This is a genomic window from Meiothermus sp. CFH 77666 (assembly GCF_017497985.1).
Classification (GTDB): Bacteria; Deinococcota; Deinococci; order Deinococcales; family Thermaceae; genus Meiothermus.
Map to the genome: position 1 here is coordinate 1 of NZ_JAGDFV010000045.1, position 16,109 is coordinate 16,109.

Sequence of the window (16,109 nt, forward strand, 5' to 3'; positions counted from 1 at the left end):
GACCTGGTCAGAGCGTATGTCCATCGAAAGGTTGTTGTCTCAACTAACCCGTTTTTTCGGTGCCAAGAAACGCCATCACCGTACTGAACTTGGCTTTACTGCTTGGTGGGCTTACCTCATCATTGCCCTGAACCTCATCGCCGCTTCCCCAGACCTGTGTATAGCTGACATCGTTTTGTGACTAGCACCAGTGATTATTTAGGCTCCCCCAACACCACCACCTCCACCGTCACCCCCCGAGCCGTCACTTCGCGCACCCGCACCTCGGCTACCCGGCCTGAAACGGGAGACCGCACGAGCTGGCGCTCGGCCTCGCGGCCCTGCCGCCGGGCAAGCTGCTGGGCCTCGAGCAGACGCTCTCGCTGGGTTTCCAGAAGCCGGGCCCGCTGGCTGCTGTAGTCCAGGTCGAGCCGGATCTGCCGGCCTCGAGTGCCTCCACCTGGCCCCTGGCCTCAGCTTCTGCTGCGCGGGGTTCTGCCCCCTGGGCCACCAGGTAGCGCACCCGACCCAACCGCTCACGGGCGGCCTGTAGCTCGGCTTGCAGGGCGGCTTTTTCGCGCCGGTAGCGCACCTCGAGGCGGGTAACCTCGGCGGCCAATCGCTCGGCATCGGCTTTTTTGGAGTTGGACTGCTCGGCCAGCTTTTGCAGGGGCAGGTCGTCCACTTAGCGGGCCAGGGGCTCGCCCGGGGCAGCAGGTGGGCCAGCTCGGGGGGCAGGTTCACTGGGCCACCACCGCCTTTCGCAGCCAGGGACCGGTGACGATAAAAAGGCCGACCAGCACCGCACCCGCCACGTAGAGATCCATCTCGCCCCGCGCCAGCCCCAGTGTGCGGACAACCAGCCCGGCCCCGCCCAGCACCAGGAGCAGAGGGGCCAGGGCTACCCCCCGCTCCTCCCGCTGGGCGCGGTTCTGGGCGTAGCCAGTCCCCACATCGCGGTTGCGAACGATGGCCTCGGCCTCCACGTAGCGCACCAGGCGCACCAGCTCGCCAGGAATGCCCCCGGAGAGCGCACTGACGCGGGCCAGGTAGACCTCGAGGTCCTCGGCCACGATGCCGTACACCTGTACCAGTGCCTCGGCCAGCTCGCGGCTCTCCTTTGGGCTTAGGGGCGGTAGGTCTATGCGGTCGAGGCGCATCCAGAACTTGCGAGTGCCGGCCTTGCGGAGGGTCTCGGGATAGGCCCCGCAAACCAGGGTGGCGACCTCGGCCAGCGCTACCAGCCAGGGCACCATCGAAGGGGTAATGGCCGAGACGTCTTCGATTACCAGGATGGGGCGGTTGATGCCCCCAGCCTGGTACTGTTTGAGGGCGGCCACGATGGAGCGGGCCTTTTCGTCGGTATTGGTGTAGCGACGGCCCCAAGCCTTGAGGTCGGCCTCGAAGCTTTTGCTGTAGTTCACCTCGGGGATAGGCACCCGGGCGTCCCACAACTCGCGGAAGAGGTCACGTAGAAAGCTGTTGAAGGGGCCCACCTTGTCGGTCCAGAACAACAGCGCCCAGGCCCCCAGGGCCGGACGCACCTCCTCGAGCAGGTGGCTCTTGCCATAACCCGGCGGGGCCACCAGCAGGGTACTGCGCCCCCGCTGCACCCCCAGTAGCAGGGCGCGGCCTTCATCCTTGCGGCCAACAAAGGGGTGCGACATGGATGCAGGATATACGTAGTTACTTAGTTACTGCAATACTTGATTACTTAGTTACCTTGATAAGTAACTACTTTTTTACTGTATTACTTTTAGGCTATCGCCGTACAGGACGGAAGCTTGGAGTAAACCGCAAATACTTAGCTACTGCACTACGGCATTACTGCTTGTGTCCACTGTGTACTGTGTGTCATGATGGCAGAATGCAAAGCCCGGCGTTCTACACCCCTGAGGAACTGGCCCGGTTGCTCAAGGTGAGCGAGGAGACCATCCGCCGGATGTGCCGCACCCAGGAGCTGGAGGCGCGGAAGGTGGGCCGCTCCTGGCGGGTGCCCAGGGCCGAGGCCGCCCGGCTGGTGGGTTCGCTCGAGGCCCTCGAGGCCATTGACCACCTGCGGGAGAGGACGCCTTGAACCTCCAACCAACAGGGCAAAGGAAAAAAACAATGATCCGTGAACTGGACAGTGTGGTGCTGAACGTGAACCGGCCCGAGCTGGGCCTGCTGGCCGGGGACGTGGGAACGGTGGTGCATGTGCATGGCGACGGCGAGGCTTTTGAGGTGGAGTTCGTGACCCTGGCGGGGGAGACCCTGGGGGTGCTGACCCTGCAAAAAGAGGAGATCCGCCCGGTGGACGCGGGCGACCTGGCCCACGTGCGACGACTGCGGGGGGCGGCATGAGGCTGGCGGTGATCAACCTGAAGGGCGGCACCGGCAAGACCACCACCTCGGTCTACCTGGCGGCAGCCCTGGCCCGGCGGGGCAAGACCCTGCTGGTGGACGCCGACCCCCAGGGCTCGGCGCTCTCCTGGGGCGACCAGGCCGAGAGTCTGCCCTTTACCGTGACCGCCCTGCCGGTCAAGACCCTGCACAAGCAGGTGCCCGAGCTGGCCAGGGGCTTTGCGCATGTGGTGGTGGATACCCCGCCGGGCGACCTGGGGGTGGTGCGGAGTGCGGCACTGGTGGCCGAGGTGGCCCTGATTCCCATTCCCCCCAGCCTGATGGACATGGATCGGCTGCGCCCCACCCTGGAGCTGCTGGCCGAGGTGGAGCCCCTGAACCCCTTGCGCATTGCCATGCTGCTGACCAAGGTGCGCCGGGGCACCCGCAGCGCCAGTGCGGCCCGGCAGATGTTGCAGGAGATGGAACTGCCGGTGCTGGAGGCCGAGGTGCCGCTGCGGGAAGGCTACGCCACCAGCTTCGGGCTGAACCCGGCGGAGGTGGGGGAATACGAGCAGGTGCTGGCCGAGCTGCTGGGGGAGGTGGCGGCATGAGCAAGCCCAAACCCGCCAGCGACATCCTGGCCCGCTTCCGCAAGACCACCGAGCAGCCCAGGCCCATAGCGGTGGTGGTGCCGGAGGTAGAGGAGACGGCCCTGCTCCCAGCCGAGGAACCCCGAGGGATCCTAACCACACCCCAGGGGAATACCCCCGCTCCCCCAAAACCCAAACCCAAAATGGTGCGCTACACGCTGGATCTCGAGCCTGCACAGCACAAGTTCTTGAAACGGTTTGCGCTCGAGGCGGGGGTGGATAGCAGCCGGGTGTTGCGGGTGTTGTTGAGGAGGCTCGAGGAGGATGAGGGGTTGAGAAATGCAGTAATTCAGGAACTGGGTGAATGAACTGCGGCTGGGTGCAAATACTATGAAGTTGATTGATCTGTTTTGTGGCATGGGTGGCCTGGCGCTTGGATTCGCCAGAAACGGATTTAAGGTCACCGGTTTTGACAGCTATCCCCGGGTAGGAGAGATCTTTGAGCTCAACCACATCGGGGAAGCGAAAGTGAGGGATCTTTCCCTTCCAGGGCAGATTTCCCGGCCCCTAACAGGTGAGCCACTGGTAGTTACTGGTGGGCCACCGTGCCGGCCCTGGAGTAACGTCAACCGGCGACCAGAGCGTTATCGAGAAGCGCACAGAGACTATTCATTACTCGAGAGCTACTTCCGCTACATTAGAGAGTTGCGCCCAGAGGCCTTTTTGATGGAAAACGTTCTGCCTGTCAGCACGGACATAACCTTCCTTCGCTGGAAAAGCTTACTGGCGAAAAGGTACTGGATCGAATCCGGAGCAATCCGTTACTCCGACTATGGAGCAGCCACTTCCCGCCAGAGGTTCTTCGCGGTGGGCTTTCGCCGGGGGCGGCGGGTAAACCTCGCAAGGGAGTTCTTTGAGCGACTCGAAAACCACCGGGCTCCCGCCCAGACGGTAGCCCAGGCCCTGGAATACCTGCTACCGCTGGGCTACGGAGAGATGGCTGACCACCACTGGCCGAACTTCAGAACCATCAACAACTACCTCGACAAATACTCGGAGAATCGCTTTGGTTGGTACAGGCTGAACCCCGATCGCCCCGCTCCCTCATTTGGCAGCGTGATGAAGACCTATATCCTCCATCCCTACGCTGGGAATGGCCACGGGATACCTCAGAGGGTCATCTCGGTTAGAGAGGCCATGTCGATCATGGGTTTTGACAGAGAATTCCGCTTCCCTGAACCCATGGGTATGAAGCATCGCTATCAGATGGTGGCGGACGCCGTGAGCCCTGTGTTCTCCAGCGTGGCAGCCAGGGTCATGCGGGAACTCCTGTATGAACTCTAGCAGCACCATCCATCAGCTTCGGGAGACCCTTATTGAATGGGGTCGCGACAACCTGAGGGTCTATCCCTGGAGGGAGACCCGGGAACCCTACCACATACTGCTCGCTGAGGTGCTGCTCCACCGCACACGAGCTGACCAGGTGGTGCCGATCTACCACAGGGTTCTGGAGCGCTACCCTACCGTCCACGCCCTGGCCGCAGCCCAGCTTGAAGACCTCGCTGACCTGCTCCGGTCACTGGGCCTGCACTGGCGGGTACCCCTACTACTTGAGATGGCTCGGGAAGTGGTAAGTCGTTTTGGCGGTGACATTCCCGGCAGCGTGGAAATGCTCAGGACGCTGCCCGGGATCGGCCTGTACATTGCTGCCGCAACGTCCTGTTTCGCCTTTGATCGGCCCGAGCCAATCCTGGATACCAACACCGTACGCGTGCTTGGCAGGCTTTTCCGGCTGGATGTTCAGGATTCTTCACGCAAAAGCAGAATATTTCGCACAATAATGGCAGAGCTGCTTGACAGAGACCGACCGAGGCTATTCAACCTCGCCCTGCTCGACCTTGCGGCTCTTATCTGCACCCCCGCCATGCCTGCGTGTCATCGATGCCCGCTGCAATCCATCTGTCTTTATGGGAGCCAGTATGCCACTGCGAAGTGAACTTGTATCGGAAGCTGTGTGTGATCTTCTCGGCCCCAGGTTCGGGGTGAGGGAAACCCTGGACGAAAGTCCGCTGGGCGAGTACATCACTGGCGTTTTGCAACCTGCAGACCTCACTGCTCGGATTCGCGACCTGGACACCGAGGCGGAGACCCCTGAGGAAGATTCCGAAGCCGGTGAGGAGGATCGGGACGGTGACCTCGACTCTGTCGCCCCGGTCTTTTCACCGGCTCTTGATCCGAAGAGCCGTCCCTCGGTGCTTGGCCTCTCTTTTGAGGTGGCGGGGCCCCTGCCCCTCAAACTGAGTTTCTGCGTGACCTGGGCACGTTACTTTGAAATCAACCAGGACGGTCGTCGTACCTGGAGCCGCCAACCTCGTGTCTGGATCGCCGATTCGGTCGAGGTGAGCAACGGGTTAACACTGTGGCTGGATGAATCCGGCCGCGCAAGCTCGGAAAGGCAGACGACAAGCGAGCTTTCGCTTCACCTTCGCCTCATCCGGGAGGGTGAGGGTTTGAGGATATTGCTGCAGCTCGTCAATCGCATACTGCCGGCCGACAAAGAAGTGCTTTCGGCAGCAGAGTGCATCTATCAACCCTCAGTACGGATACTGCTGGGGGAGAGTATCCGCCTCATGCCCATGCGTTCGCAGGGGGAAGCAGAGGAGGGCAGGCTCGAGTTTCTCTATCGAAACCGTCCGGCCTATGCACGCGGCCACCTGTGCTCCGCTATCTGGCGTGAGATAGACCCCGAGCGACCCTTCGGCAGTCCAGGCAGGAAAACCAGTTTTACCTGGCCTGATGGCGAACTTCTCGATGAGCATGACCGTGATCGATTCCTGGCTCCGGATGTTCGTTCCGAGTTCATACCGATGTATGCTCTGCAGGCTCCGAGCTGGGAATGGGAGGAAAGGTACGGGCGGGCTCCGGAACTCGACGCCGCTGTGCTCTCACGCTCGTGCGAAGTGCAGCATCTGGTACCCATGCTCGAGCCCCTGGTGCACGGTTATGAGAAGTGGATTAATGAGTGTTCTGCCCGGGCTGTGGCATTCGAGGGACGGGATGCAACAGCCGCCCAGGAGCTTCTCGAAGAGGCGAAGCAGGTGCTGCACAGGATGAGGCGCGGCCTCGAGGTGCTGCGCAGCGATCCGGATGCCCGCCTGGCCTTCTGCTTTGCCAACCGGGTGATGTGGCAGCAGGCTTCCTGGAAACAGCTGGGTGGGGCTGGCACTTTGCGCTGGCGACCCTTCCAGCTCGGGTTCATGCTCTCGATCCTGGAGTCGGTGGTGAACCCTGGATCGGACGACAGAACCGTCTGTGATCTGCTGTGGGTTCCCACCGGAGGCGGGAAGACCGAGGCATATCTTGCCATGGCTGCGTTTACCATGGCTTACAGAAGGCGGCGTGCCCTGCGTCAGAATAGTGGAGGCCATTCGGGTGCGGGTACAGCCGTAATCTCGCGATATACACTCAGGCTGCTTACCCTCCAGCAGTACCGCCGCGCCCTGGCGATGGTTACGGCCTGCGAGTTCCTGCGCGTCCAGGGACTCGAGAGGGGGCAGGCAGGGTGGAGACCGGAGGGTTGCACGGACACCTCGAACTTCATCTGGGGAACAGCACGCTTTTCCATCGGACTGTGGGTCGGCGGAGGACTGACCCCCAATCGACTGAACGATTTCCGTGACCAGCGCGGAGCGATCAGCATTTTGCGCGGGGAGTATGGTCAGGGGGAGCCAGCCCAGGTGCTCAACTGCCCTGCATGCGACGCGCTGCTCGCCCTTCCCAGGCGGGGTCTTCCCGCCGGTAAACATCGAGTCCACCTTGTCCTCAGGCAGTCAAAGGACGAGGTGGACCGGCATCTGCCGCATATCCGCGGGATGCGCGAGGCCAGCAGCCTGACATGCACCTCTACCGCCTTACCCTCGGACTACACTGTCCTTACTCTGGATTTCACCCTGACACGATCCCTTACCCAGGCAGCGTTTGATGCCTGGTGGAAGAACGGCCCGGGGCGGACACTCACTCTCTGCCCGCTCAGCGCCGCACGACCCGGGTACTTTGCCAGGATGCGGCGCAACACAAAGCCAGGAGGCGCGGCGGTTCCGGTGGATTTCGAGATCTGGTGCCCTAACCCTGACTGCCCCCTGGGCAGCACCCCCTGGTGCGAGAGCGCTCCGGCTGATGACTCATTCTTTCATGCGTCCACAGGAACTGCACGCAAAGGACTGAATGGGGGGTATCAGCACACACGTATCGGAACAGTCGAGGTCAGGCTCCCCCATCTCGGGGCCGGCAGACTCCGCCGGGTCATCCCCCCGTGGCAGGCACAGGGTACGATACTGGCTGCTTCACGTGTTCCCATCCCTGCCCAGACCGTTGATGAGCAGCTGTACGCTCACCCTCCGTCTTTACTCATTGCAACCGTGGATAAGTTCGCCCGCCTGGCCTTTGAGCCCCGTGCAGCGCGTCTGTTCGGAAACGTGGGTTATTACCACCCCTGGGATGGTTACACACTTGACTGCAGCGAGTGCTCGGCCATGGCTGACCTCGGCACAGCCTGTCAGCCCCTCGACCCACCAGAGCTCATTCTTCAGGATGAACTCCATCTGCTGGAGGGACCCCTGGGCAGTATGGTCGGGCTGTATGAGATCGCTATTGATACCCTTGCCTGCTATCAGGGCTATCCTGCGAAATACATATCCTCATCGGCGACGGTGCGGGAGGCGGGCAGCCAGATCCAGGCTATATTCAACCGCAGTCTGGCGGTCTTTCCGCCTCGCGGACTCGAGGCGGATGACCGTTTCTTCCTGCGCACTGCCGAACCCCACCCACTCGATGAATCGCGGCCAGGGCAGCTGTTCGTTGGCCTTGCCGCACCCGGCACCGGTCCGCTCAAGCCGCTCTACAGGTTATGGTCGATTCTGCTCCAGGCAGCTCATGTGCGCTCTGGCGACCCGGACTTCGACTACTTCAAAACGCTGGCAGGCTATTTCAATGCGGTACGGGAGCTCGCAGGCGTGCGTGCCCTCACCCGCCAGGATATCAAGCTGCATCTGCAGACCCTGGCGGACAGACGGGGAGAAAGTCCCCGACCGTTCGATGAGGATGGCATCCTTGAGCTTTCAAGCCGTGAAGATTCCACTGACCTGCCAGCGATTCTGGAGCGTCTGAGCAGAAGTGGTTCTGAGTCACCGGATGCCCTGCTGGCCACCTCCATGTTCGGAACGGGTGTGGATGTTTCACGGCTCTCCCTGATGGTGGTGCATGGACAGCCGAAGACAACATCCTCCTATATCCAGGCTGCCGGACGCGTTGGTCGCGCCCGTGCAGCCCTGGTGCTGACGTTTTTGCGAGCCAGTCGGCCTCGCGACCTGAGCCACTACGAATTTTTCTGTGGTTATCACCGACAGATCTATCGGCACGTTGAACCGGTGACCGTCATGCCCTTCTCTCCGGGGGCTCTGGATCTTGCGGCAGGGCCGGTTATGGTGGCGCTGCTGATCAACGGGCGCCAGACCGGCGCTCGCTGGAAGAGCAACCCGAAGTACATTGCATCTTCCAGCTCTCAGGCTCAGGCTGACATCTCCGTTCTCCCGCGAATCATCGAAGCGCGTGGACAGACCCAGCCAGAACTGCGGAGGCCGCTGCCGGGAGATGTGCAGTTATTTGCAGATTCAGAACTCGATCGCTGGAAGATGATCGCCCGCGGCCAGCCTGGATTGAAGTACTGGGAGTACTCACCCTATGATCCACCCAGATATCCAGTGGTCCTTGGGGATCCTGCACACCAGGGAGCCGGACTGCCAGTGGTCTATGAAAATGCCCCGCAATCCCTCCGGGAAGTTGAGGAAACCATCAGCATTGATACGGGAGGTGACAGCTGATGCCCAGATATCAGGAGGTACGCCTTTCACAGCTCATTCTGCAGCTCGGGCCCGGAGCCATTGTGGAAACCACAGGGGGCCCGCGGCTGGTGCCCCTTGCTCAGCACGGACTCTTCCCTCAAGGTGTAGACCCGGATAGATTTGCCCTGGACACGCCACATCTAAAGACCATTCTGGGTAACCGCCGTGTGTTTCGGGTGCCTTCAAATGCGATGCTGGGCCGTCCGGCGCACAGGCCCCTCTATCGAACCAGGGCTTTCCCGGTGTGGAAGCTCTGCGTGAAGCACTCCATTCTTTATCCCCGAGCCTGCCCTGATTGTGAGCAATCCGGTGAACAATCACGTCGCATCGAGGCCATCCGTTTCGTGATGGCCTGCCCTGAAGGACACCTTGATGAGGTGAACTGGAATCTCCTGGTTCATTCGAAGACACCATGCACGGAGGAGGCTGCACCGGAGTACTTCCTGTGGCGCAACCAGGGAAGCAGCCTGAGCGCCACGCTGATCAGGTGTCCGCGCTGTCACCAGCAGATCAGCCTCGGGGAGGCGTACAACCGTTCCTGGCTGTGTTCAGGCCGCTATCCAGAGCGCGAGCAGCTCGATAGCGGTCCTCAGAGGAGTGGCTGCAGCCAGCGGGCCTGGGTTATTCAGCGACAGGCCACAAGCCTTCGTATTCCAGAACTGCTCACCTTCATCACCGTACCGCCGCTGGAGACCCGGCTGCACCAGCTCCTGGGCCGGCCGAGAGTGAGGGAAAGCCTGGAGAGCGCCCTCGCGATGCTGGGACGGCTGAATCGATCACAGCAGCGTTTAGAAGACCCTGCAGAACAGGAATTCCAGCAGTGGCTCGGAAGTGCCTGCCCGAAGGGGCCGGGTGGGCTGCGGGATGACGAAATTGAATACATACAGCAGCAGGACTTCGGGGCCATCAGGTCTGCCGTCCGCGATCTCCTCACCCATCATCCCGCTCCCGACATGCAACGAATACTTCTGGACGAGTTTCGCGCCTTTCGGGTCGGGGCTGTGCAGGGAGTGCCTCCGAAAGTGACGACAGGTCCGACAGGATCGAAGCCCGTATCATTGCTGGAAATCAATCCGGCACGGGTAAGGGTGTTTCCTGGCGCCCGGGGTAGCATACGGTTCAGGGTGGCTCCCGTCGAGAAGCTTCACTCGGTAACTGTTCAGATCGGATACAGGAGGGCTGTTGGTCCGGCTCTTGGAGGCATACCCGGGAAGTTCGTCCCCATCGATTCCAGCTTCGAAGGGCAGACCTGGCTTCCAGGGTATGAGGCAATGGGAGAGGGCATCTTCCTGACTGCTGACGGGGACGGATGGCACCCTCCCCTCCTGGGGGCCTCTGCAGGAAAATGGCGGGAGGGCTTTGAGGAAGCGGGGCGGTCACCCGACACGGCCGGCATTCATCCGGGAAATCATGGCCGCAACTCATTACATCCGGTCTTCGTCTGGTGGCACACGCTTTCCCACCTGCTTGTGCGAGCATTATCGGTGGAATCTGGATACAGCCTTGCATCCATCCGTGAGCGTATCTACCTTGAGGTGGACGAGGCGACCGGTCAGGCCCGCGGTGGGATTCTTCTTTACACGTCAGGATATGGTTCAGACGGAAGCCTCGGAGGATTGATCGCCCTTGTGCCCAGATTTGAGCATATTCTGGCCTCGGCAATATCAATGGGGAAAACCTGCTCAGCCGATCCGCTATGCCGTGAACACCGCTTCGTTCCGGGTAAGCACTCCGGTGCTGCCTGTTATGCCTGCTCGCTCATCTCTGAAACAAGTTGTGAACAGCGGAATCTGTGGCTGGATCGCAACGTTCTGCTTGACAACCTCCCCTGAGCCCTGAGATGCCAATCAAAGCCATCCTGGCCACCGGTGACCGCCTTGTAGGCGGGGGAGTACGTTCCTTCGACGCAGTCATTGAGGAGCTGATCGGAGCAGCCAGTAACGAGATTCAGATTGCCGCTTACAGTTTTGACCCATCATTTGTGGGGATTCTGAAGGACATTGCTCGTAAAAGCAGGTCGGGAATACGGGTGACCCTCATAACCCGTGCTATTTCAGCGCAGCATCAAATAGTTCAGGCGGCACTGAAGAGTCTGGCGGAAGAGCAGGCGGTGTTCGAATTTCCCGACTCCTCAAATGGCCGTCTTCACATGAAGGTTCTGGTGGTAGATCGAAATGATGCCGTAATCGGATCGGCCAACTTTACTGCAGGTGGCCTGGTAAACAATCATGAACTGGGCGTTTGGCTTACGGGGCCGGAAGCCTGGCAGGTTAGCAATTTGCTCGATCAGCTGATTGTAACCCGGTGAGCAGTACAATAAACCCCGCAGCGCTGGGATTCCTGCTACCTTTGTGGTAAGGCACTTCACCCAAGAGCGGGAGAACCTCGAGCCCTTCGAGAAATCCAGGAGCGCTTTGCGGTGCTGCTACGCAAGAGAGATACGCCCCAACCCGAGGTGGATCTGGTGGTGGGGGTGGAGGTGATTGATAGCGCTGGGGTACGCCCGGCAGCCGAGTCCCAACCTGCAAGCCCGTCGGATAAGGGATAGCAGGGTATCATCTCTGCCCCGACGCAGCTAATCTTCCCAATCGAACATCCGGCCTGATTCGAGCCTTTGCGCCTGCTCGAATGCGAGCATTCCCTCGCCGATCTGCCCGCGACTCATCATGACCTTTGCAAGCAGATTCCTGGGATAGTGGCTGCTCGGGGTCAGGGCTATCGCCCGCTGGGCCCAGAGTTCCGCGCCATCCAGGTCACCGATGTCCAGCAGTGCAGCCCCCCGTGTGGTGAGGAGCATCGACATCCGCACCGGATCGCGGTCTTCCACGCCTTCGGTGACCCGCAACGCCTTGAGCGGATTCCCCGCCTTCCGCCAGTTGCTGCTGGCCATCACCGCAGCCAGGGTATCCCTGGTTGCGGCAAACTCAATTTCCAGGGCTTCTGCAAGCAGGCCATACTCCCCGAGGCTATTCAGATGCGCCTTTTCTTCCTGGCCCAACACCTGTTTCGCAGAAACCCTGGCCTGGATGTTTCGCAAGAAACGGATGCCCCCCAGGACTTCCTCCAGGCCCTCTGCCCCGTCGGGGTGCTCCACGCTGACAAGCCTCCCCTCGACGATGCCCCTTGGCCCCTTGAACGAAAAGGGCTCTTCGGGGAGGGTGGTCAGCAGCACGCTGGCAAGGGGGGACTCCAGGCTCATCACGCGCTGATCCAGATCCAGCTCATGCCCCAGTTGCCAGGTCGATTTCGAACCGGCAATCTCTATCAGAAACCTCGTACCAACCGGCCAGGATGCTCTCATAAAACCTCCGCGATTTCAGGGCTGGCAGCAACTCAAGCAGAAACCCGCCTGGCCTTGACGCTGGCCCTCTGGCGCAGGCGGCCAATCAGCGCTGTCATCAGGGGCTGAAAGGTGCCCCGCATCCAGTTGGTTTTCTGGTCTCCCGGATATGCAGCCACAAGCTCCAGCACCGCTTCCAGCACCTCGGGCCCCAGGGCAAAGACCACCCGCAGCTCATCGGCTTCCAGCAGGGACGGAATACCTAGAATACTTAAGGCCTTGAGGTCCAGCCCCCACCTGACCGTGCCCACACCCTTGGCGGTGTAGTCGTGGCTGACAGGTGCCAGCTGATTGAGCCAGTGGGCGGCACTGGCAGCCTCCCGGCTGGAGAGGGTTTTCCACAGCTTGCGCCCCTGGTAGAAGCGCCAGCGTTCAGGGCCGTCCGCCCTGACATGCAGACCCGTCCAGGCCTCGAGGGTATCCCGCACCGGGAACAGGTCGGGCTGCCCCAGGGTGCAGAGCATGGCGTGGCTGACCCGCTCGGGCTCCCGCTCCTCCTCGGGCAGCACCGCCAGGGCGTAGGCTTGCAGGAGCCGCAACACGTGGAATTCCAGGGGATCCTGCACCCGCTCCTCCTGCGGCAGGATTTGCCGGAGCACCTGGTAGGCCAGCCGCCGCTCCGGGCGCAGCTCGCGCAGGCCATACCGGGCCATGAAGGCGCCCACCGCCTGGGCCGGGAGGCGCTCCACATCCTGAATCGGGGTCTCCAGCAGGCCCAGATCCAGGGCCATCCAGACCGAGGGGTGGATCTCGGTTGCAAAACCAGTCGCGCGAATTTCGGAGTTGCTGGCAGCGGCTTCCTCCAGGCCCTTCCGTACCGCCGCCGCTCCAAAGCGCATGACCAGCTCATTAAGGGCCTGCCAGTCCAGCTCAAAGGAAGAAAGGAGCAGGTAGAATTCCGCATCGAACTTCGCCTTGCCCCCGTACCGGCGGTGATCCTTCTCCGAAAAGTTATCGTCTTCGCAGCGCTTGAGGCGCTCCGCCAGCCAGGTAATGTCCTCGGGGGTGCGGGCCAGATCCCGCAACCAATGGCTGCCAGTCATGCTGGCGGGCAGGGTGGATACAATCCCACGCCGCACGGGGAGAAGCGGAAGCGGCCCCGGCTCCTCCGCAAATAGATCGGCCATCAGCAGCTCTCGATGGGTGACGAAATTCTCTGGCCGCTCCAGGACAGCCAGCAGCCACGGGAACCGGGGCCAGGCCTGGGCCAGCAGATCATCCAGGGTGCCCAGCAAACGTTCAAACAGGGTGTTCTGGAAGGCGCGGAGCAAGGCTCCGTGGGCCTCGGGATGGACGTAGAGGCTGATCGGCTGGGAGCGGGGCGGCTCGGCCAGAATCTCCAGCCGGTCTTTGTGCCAGAGGAGATAATACTGGCGCTCTACCGGCTCCGTTTTCTTCGGTTCCTCCGAACGGGCTGCCTCGACAAAGGCCTCCAGCGGGTCGCCGTTTCCGATGTAAAACAGACCAGCCTCCTGGGCGCTGCGCTGGAGAGTACCGCGTGGGCGATTCCATAGCGGGGACTCCCGCTTGAGGACAAACAGGGCCAGGAGGTGGGAGGCTGCCGGGTTGGTCGGGTGCCAGGGCCAGTAGCGGGCCTGGGCCTCCCAGGCATGGCGGTACTTGTCCATATCCGGGGCCGCGCTCTCGAGCAGCCCCAACCAGCGCCCCAGGGCGCTCTGGGCTTCGGCTCTGTTGGAAAGCTGATGCCCGCCTTCAATCAGGGCAGCATGGGCCTGCTCCGCCACCCAGGCAAAAAAGCCGGTCAGGCTGCCCCGCCCATCCAGGGCGCGCTCGAGGTGACGGTTCACCCGGTTGGCGTAAAGCTCGTTCAGGTAGAGGCTGGTGGTTTTCTTCACTGGCTGCCTCCTTCGTAGGGATAGCAGGTCACGATGGCCCGCGCTGCCGGATCCATGACCATCACGAGCGAATCATCCCGCAGCAGGAGGGCCTCCCCTCGAGCGTAGCCCCGGGCCACCGGGGGCAGGGGCCGAGCCTTGCGGGCCCGACGGTTCAGGGTCTCGCGGGCCTTGAACGGGTCGCGGCAGCGAAAACGTTCCATATAGCGCTGGACGGCGTGTTCGGAAACTCCGTAGGGTGACTTGGTCCGAGGCATGAGTACATTATTACTAGACTATAGTAAAAAATCAAGTAGCTATTACTACTTACTAAAAACACAACAGTTTCCCCAAATGCGTCGGGTTACAAGAGGACTGCCTACCTCTACACCAAGGAAGTATCAGGAATGCACCGGTAATAGCGCCAGAGCGGCGCTTCGTTTACAACCTCGAGCTCTCCAGTGGCTGGAACCCCATGGTGGGAAAGCGGGTTTCTCTCAACCCCATCACCGTAGCAGTAAGGCTCCCCGCACCGTCCCAGCCGGGATGCCCCTGACCTACATCACCCTTCCGCAGGAGGCGACGCATTTTGTGCCCATCTGACCGGAGCAGTTACCTCACATCACATTCGGAAACGCCCTGAGCGCCGCCTCGAGCTCCTCATTCCCCACCCGCGCATAGATCTGGGTGGTCTGGATGCTCGAGTGATCCAGCGCCTCGCGGATCACGTCCAGGGCCACCCCCTTCTTGCGCAGCCAGGTGGCGAAGCTATGCCGCAGCTTGTGCGGGCTGAAGCCTTTGGGGTCGAGACTGGCCCGCCGAGCCACCCGCTTGAACATGAGCTGCACCGCTCGAGGGGTCATCACCTGCCCTGCCGCCCGGCCCTGGAGGTGTACCCAGATGTGCCGGCTCGGGGCGGGGTAGCCCTTGCGGTGTTTGAGCCACTGGGCCAGGGCCTGGGCCGCCCCCTCGGTAAGCACCTTTTCGCGCTCCTTGTTGCCCTTGCCCACGTAGCGCACCGCGTAGGGGAAGCCGTCGCGGTAACGCACGTCGTCCAGGGTGAGGCCCAGGCAGGCCGAGAGGCGCAGCCCGGAGGAGACCAGGAAACGGGCCAGGCAGTAGTCGCGCAGCCCCAGGGTGGGGCTGGGGTTTTGCAGGGCAGCCTCGAGGAAGGCCTGCACCTCGTGCACCTCGCGGTAGCGGGGCAGGCGTTCGGGCAGTTTGGGGCGGGTGAGGGCGTCGACCGGGTTGCCGGCCAGGCCGGGGAGTTTCTCCACCGTGAGCAGATACCAGAAGAACTTGTCCAGCGCCGAGAGCACCCGGGCCTGCCGGTGGGGCCGGAAGCGGCGGGCCACCAGAAAGCCCCGCAAATGGCTGGGGGCCACCTCGGGCCAGGCGGTGAGCGGGTGGGCCGCATCGAGCCAGCTACGGAAGAGGCGCACGTCCGTGCTGTACTCCCGCACGGTGCGGGGGGAGAGCTGGGCCTCGACCTCGAGGTAGTGGGCGAAGGCGGTGAGGGAGTCGGGTTGCATTGACCTCCTATGGGTGCGTCCCCCGGGGGGCGTGAGGGTGGGGGAGAGGGCAGCAGTTCGCAAAATAACTATTTGGCGAATATGTTTTCCAGCCAGCCAGATCGGGCAGAAAAGCCGTCCAGAAAGGGGCTTTTGCTGGGGTACGGGCAGAGGGGAGGGGTGGCGGGGTGCTGGGTTTTATTCGCCAAACGTAAGACATGTTCGCCGAATGTTATCACGGAAGGGCGTAATAAAGCAATGCAGTATTGCAGTAGCTAAGTAAAGTAGTGTTAACTGGTATCAGCATGGAGCAGCCCCTATTTACCATCAAGGAAGTGTGCGAGCTATTGCGGGTTTCCCGGCCCACGGTGTATGCGCTCATTCAGAGCGGACGCATCCAGCGGGTGTATGTGGGTAAGGCCTCGCCGCGGATCACCCGGGAGAGCCTGGAGCGCTACCTGGAAACCCTGAAGCAGCCCGAGGCCCGCCAACCAGAAACAAAGAAGGGACTGGGGAGCGTGCTCGAGCGCTTTGGTTTGCGCATGGGGTAGGTCAGGACTCCGGCACCACCACCAGCGCCGCTACCTCTTCACCCAGCCGCTGGAAGTGGGTGGGGTTGAGGGTAATCA

18 protein-coding genes are annotated in these 16,109 nt (G+C 61.8%); 12 read left to right on the plus strand and 6 right to left on the minus strand.

The window, feature by feature from the left end:
• Positions 1-181 (plus strand): hypothetical protein (locus J3L12_RS15755; protein ID WP_208016007.1); only part of this gene is annotated, 181 nt, incomplete at its 5' end.
• An 87-nt stretch (positions 182-268) separates the two neighbouring features.
• Here J3L12_RS15755 and J3L12_RS15760 read toward each other — a convergent pair.
• Both J3L12_RS15760 and J3L12_RS15765 read right to left on the minus strand, forming a co-directional pair.
• Positions 269-664 (minus strand): hypothetical protein, encoded by a 396-nt coding sequence (locus J3L12_RS15760; RefSeq protein WP_208016008.1) that lies wholly within the window; start codon positions 662-664, stop codon positions 269-271.
• A 55-nt stretch (positions 665-719) separates the two neighbouring features.
• The gene (locus J3L12_RS15765) at positions 720-1,646 is read right to left on the minus strand and encodes an ATP-binding protein (RefSeq protein ID WP_208016009.1); all 927 of its coding nucleotides are present in this window, start codon (positions 1,644-1,646) and stop codon (positions 720-722) included.
• Positions 1,647-1,846: 200 nt separating this feature from the next.
• On the opposite strand from J3L12_RS15765, the gene J3L12_RS15770 reads away from it, so the two are divergent.
• The 10 genes from J3L12_RS15770 (at position 1,847) to J3L12_RS17020 (ending at position 11,342) form a co-directional block, all read left to right on the plus strand.
• Complete coding sequence (locus tag J3L12_RS15770) at positions 1,847-2,056, plus strand: helix-turn-helix domain-containing protein (RefSeq protein ID WP_208016010.1); 210 nt, start codon at positions 1,847-1,849, stop codon at positions 2,054-2,056.
• A gap of 32 nt (positions 2,057-2,088) precedes the next feature.
• Positions 2,089-2,322, plus strand: coding sequence for a DUF4926 domain-containing protein (locus J3L12_RS15775; RefSeq protein WP_208016011.1), 234 nt, complete (start codon positions 2,089-2,091; stop codon positions 2,320-2,322).
• On the plus strand, positions 2,319-2,915 hold the full coding sequence (locus J3L12_RS15780) for a ParA family protein (RefSeq protein ID WP_208016012.1): 597 nt from the start codon (positions 2,319-2,321) through the stop codon (positions 2,913-2,915). Before J3L12_RS15775 ends, J3L12_RS15780 begins: the two co-directional genes overlap by 4 nt.
• Complete coding sequence (locus J3L12_RS15785) at positions 2,912-3,262, plus strand: hypothetical protein (RefSeq protein WP_208016013.1); 351 nt, start codon at positions 2,912-2,914, stop codon at positions 3,260-3,262. Before J3L12_RS15780 ends, J3L12_RS15785 begins: the two co-directional genes overlap by 4 nt.
• A 22-nt stretch (positions 3,263-3,284) precedes the next feature.
• Complete coding sequence (locus J3L12_RS15790; RefSeq protein WP_208016014.1) at positions 3,285-4,238, plus strand: DNA cytosine methyltransferase; 954 nt, start codon at positions 3,285-3,287, stop codon at positions 4,236-4,238.
• Positions 4,228-4,890, plus strand: coding sequence for a hypothetical protein (locus J3L12_RS15795; protein ID WP_208016015.1), 663 nt, complete (start codon positions 4,228-4,230; stop codon positions 4,888-4,890). The genes J3L12_RS15790 and J3L12_RS15795 overlap by 11 nt, the downstream gene beginning before the upstream one ends.
• Positions 4,891-4,936: 46 nt before the next feature.
• Complete coding sequence (gene drmA / locus J3L12_RS15800; RefSeq protein ID WP_347708931.1) at positions 4,937-8,773, plus strand: DISARM system helicase DrmA; 3,837 nt, start codon at positions 4,937-4,939, stop codon at positions 8,771-8,773.
• Positions 8,773-10,626: a DUF1998 domain-containing protein gene (locus J3L12_RS15805; RefSeq protein WP_208016017.1), complete on the plus strand. Its 1,854-nt coding sequence runs from the start codon at positions 8,773-8,775 to the stop codon at positions 10,624-10,626. The genes drmA and J3L12_RS15805 overlap by 1 nt, the downstream gene beginning before the upstream one ends.
• 8 nt (positions 10,627-10,634) lie before the next feature.
• Positions 10,635-11,102 (plus strand): phospholipase D family protein, encoded by a 468-nt coding sequence (locus J3L12_RS15810; protein WP_208016018.1) that lies wholly within the window; start codon positions 10,635-10,637, stop codon positions 11,100-11,102.
• A 111-nt stretch (positions 11,103-11,213) separates the two neighbouring features.
• Positions 11,214-11,342, plus strand: coding sequence for a hypothetical protein (locus J3L12_RS17020; protein ID WP_279381153.1), 129 nt, complete (start codon positions 11,214-11,216; stop codon positions 11,340-11,342).
• Positions 11,343-11,369: 27 nt separating this feature from the next.
• Here J3L12_RS17020 and J3L12_RS15815 read toward each other — a convergent pair whose 3' ends face one another.
• From J3L12_RS15815 to J3L12_RS15830, 4 genes are all read right to left on the minus strand, one after another.
• Entirely contained in the window at positions 11,370-12,095 is a 726-nt protein-coding gene (locus tag J3L12_RS15815) for a hypothetical protein (RefSeq protein ID WP_208016019.1), read from the minus strand.
• A 32-nt stretch (positions 12,096-12,127) separates the two neighbouring features.
• On the minus strand, positions 12,128-13,990 hold the full coding sequence (locus J3L12_RS15820) for a hypothetical protein (RefSeq protein ID WP_208016020.1): 1,863 nt from the start codon (positions 13,988-13,990) through the stop codon (positions 12,128-12,130).
• Positions 13,987-14,247 carry a hypothetical protein gene (locus tag J3L12_RS15825; RefSeq protein WP_208016021.1) on the minus strand — a complete coding sequence of 87 codons (261 nt, stop codon included), beginning with the start codon at positions 14,245-14,247 and terminating at the stop codon, positions 13,987-13,989. The genes J3L12_RS15820 and J3L12_RS15825 overlap by 4 nt, the downstream gene beginning before the upstream one ends.
• Before the next feature lie 339 nt (positions 14,248-14,586).
• Positions 14,587-15,501 carry a tyrosine-type recombinase/integrase gene (locus J3L12_RS15830; RefSeq protein WP_208016022.1) on the minus strand — a complete coding sequence of 305 codons (915 nt, stop codon included), beginning with the start codon at positions 15,499-15,501 and terminating at the stop codon, positions 14,587-14,589.
• A 284-nt stretch (positions 15,502-15,785) separates the two neighbouring features.
• Here J3L12_RS15830 and J3L12_RS15835 point away from each other — a divergent pair, with 284 nt between their 5' ends.
• On the plus strand, positions 15,786-16,031 hold the full coding sequence (locus J3L12_RS15835) for a helix-turn-helix domain-containing protein (protein WP_208016023.1): 246 nt from the start codon (positions 15,786-15,788) through the stop codon (positions 16,029-16,031).
• The last annotated feature ends 78 nt before the right edge of the window (positions 16,032-16,109 follow it).

What these genes read in the sequence shown, in the direction of transcription:
- J3L12_RS15790 (WP_208016014.1), top strand. Translation starts at nt 3,285, where the DNA reads ATGAAGTTGATTGATCTGTTTTGTGGCATGGGTGGCCTGGCGCTTGGA.
- J3L12_RS15830 (WP_208016022.1), bottom strand. Translation starts at nt 15,501, where the DNA reads ATGCAACCCGACTCCCTCACCGCCTTCGCCCACTACCTCGAGGTCGAG.
- J3L12_RS15780 (WP_208016012.1), top strand. Translation starts at nt 2,319, where the DNA reads ATGAGGCTGGCGGTGATCAACCTGAAGGGCGGCACCGGCAAGACCACC.
- J3L12_RS15775 (WP_208016011.1), top strand. Translation starts at nt 2,089, where the DNA reads ATGATCCGTGAACTGGACAGTGTGGTGCTGAACGTGAACCGGCCCGAG.
- J3L12_RS15835 (WP_208016023.1), top strand. Translation starts at nt 15,786, where the DNA reads ATGGAGCAGCCCCTATTTACCATCAAGGAAGTGTGCGAGCTATTGCGG.
- J3L12_RS15810 (WP_208016018.1), top strand. Translation starts at nt 10,635, where the DNA reads ATGCCAATCAAAGCCATCCTGGCCACCGGTGACCGCCTTGTAGGCGGG.
- J3L12_RS15795 (WP_208016015.1), top strand. Translation starts at nt 4,228, where the DNA reads ATGAACTCTAGCAGCACCATCCATCAGCTTCGGGAGACCCTTATTGAA.
- J3L12_RS15805 (WP_208016017.1), top strand. Translation starts at nt 8,773, where the DNA reads ATGCCCAGATATCAGGAGGTACGCCTTTCACAGCTCATTCTGCAGCTC.
- J3L12_RS15825 (WP_208016021.1), bottom strand. Translation starts at nt 14,247, where the DNA reads ATGCCTCGGACCAAGTCACCCTACGGAGTTTCCGAACACGCCGTCCAG.
- J3L12_RS15770 (WP_208016010.1), top strand. Translation starts at nt 1,847, where the DNA reads ATGCAAAGCCCGGCGTTCTACACCCCTGAGGAACTGGCCCGGTTGCTC.
- J3L12_RS15815 (WP_208016019.1), bottom strand. Translation starts at nt 12,095, where the DNA reads ATGAGAGCATCCTGGCCGGTTGGTACGAGGTTTCTGATAGAGATTGCC.
- J3L12_RS15765 (WP_208016009.1), bottom strand. Translation starts at nt 1,646, where the DNA reads ATGTCGCACCCCTTTGTTGGCCGCAAGGATGAAGGCCGCGCCCTGCTA.
- J3L12_RS15785 (WP_208016013.1), top strand. Translation starts at nt 2,912, where the DNA reads ATGAGCAAGCCCAAACCCGCCAGCGACATCCTGGCCCGCTTCCGCAAG.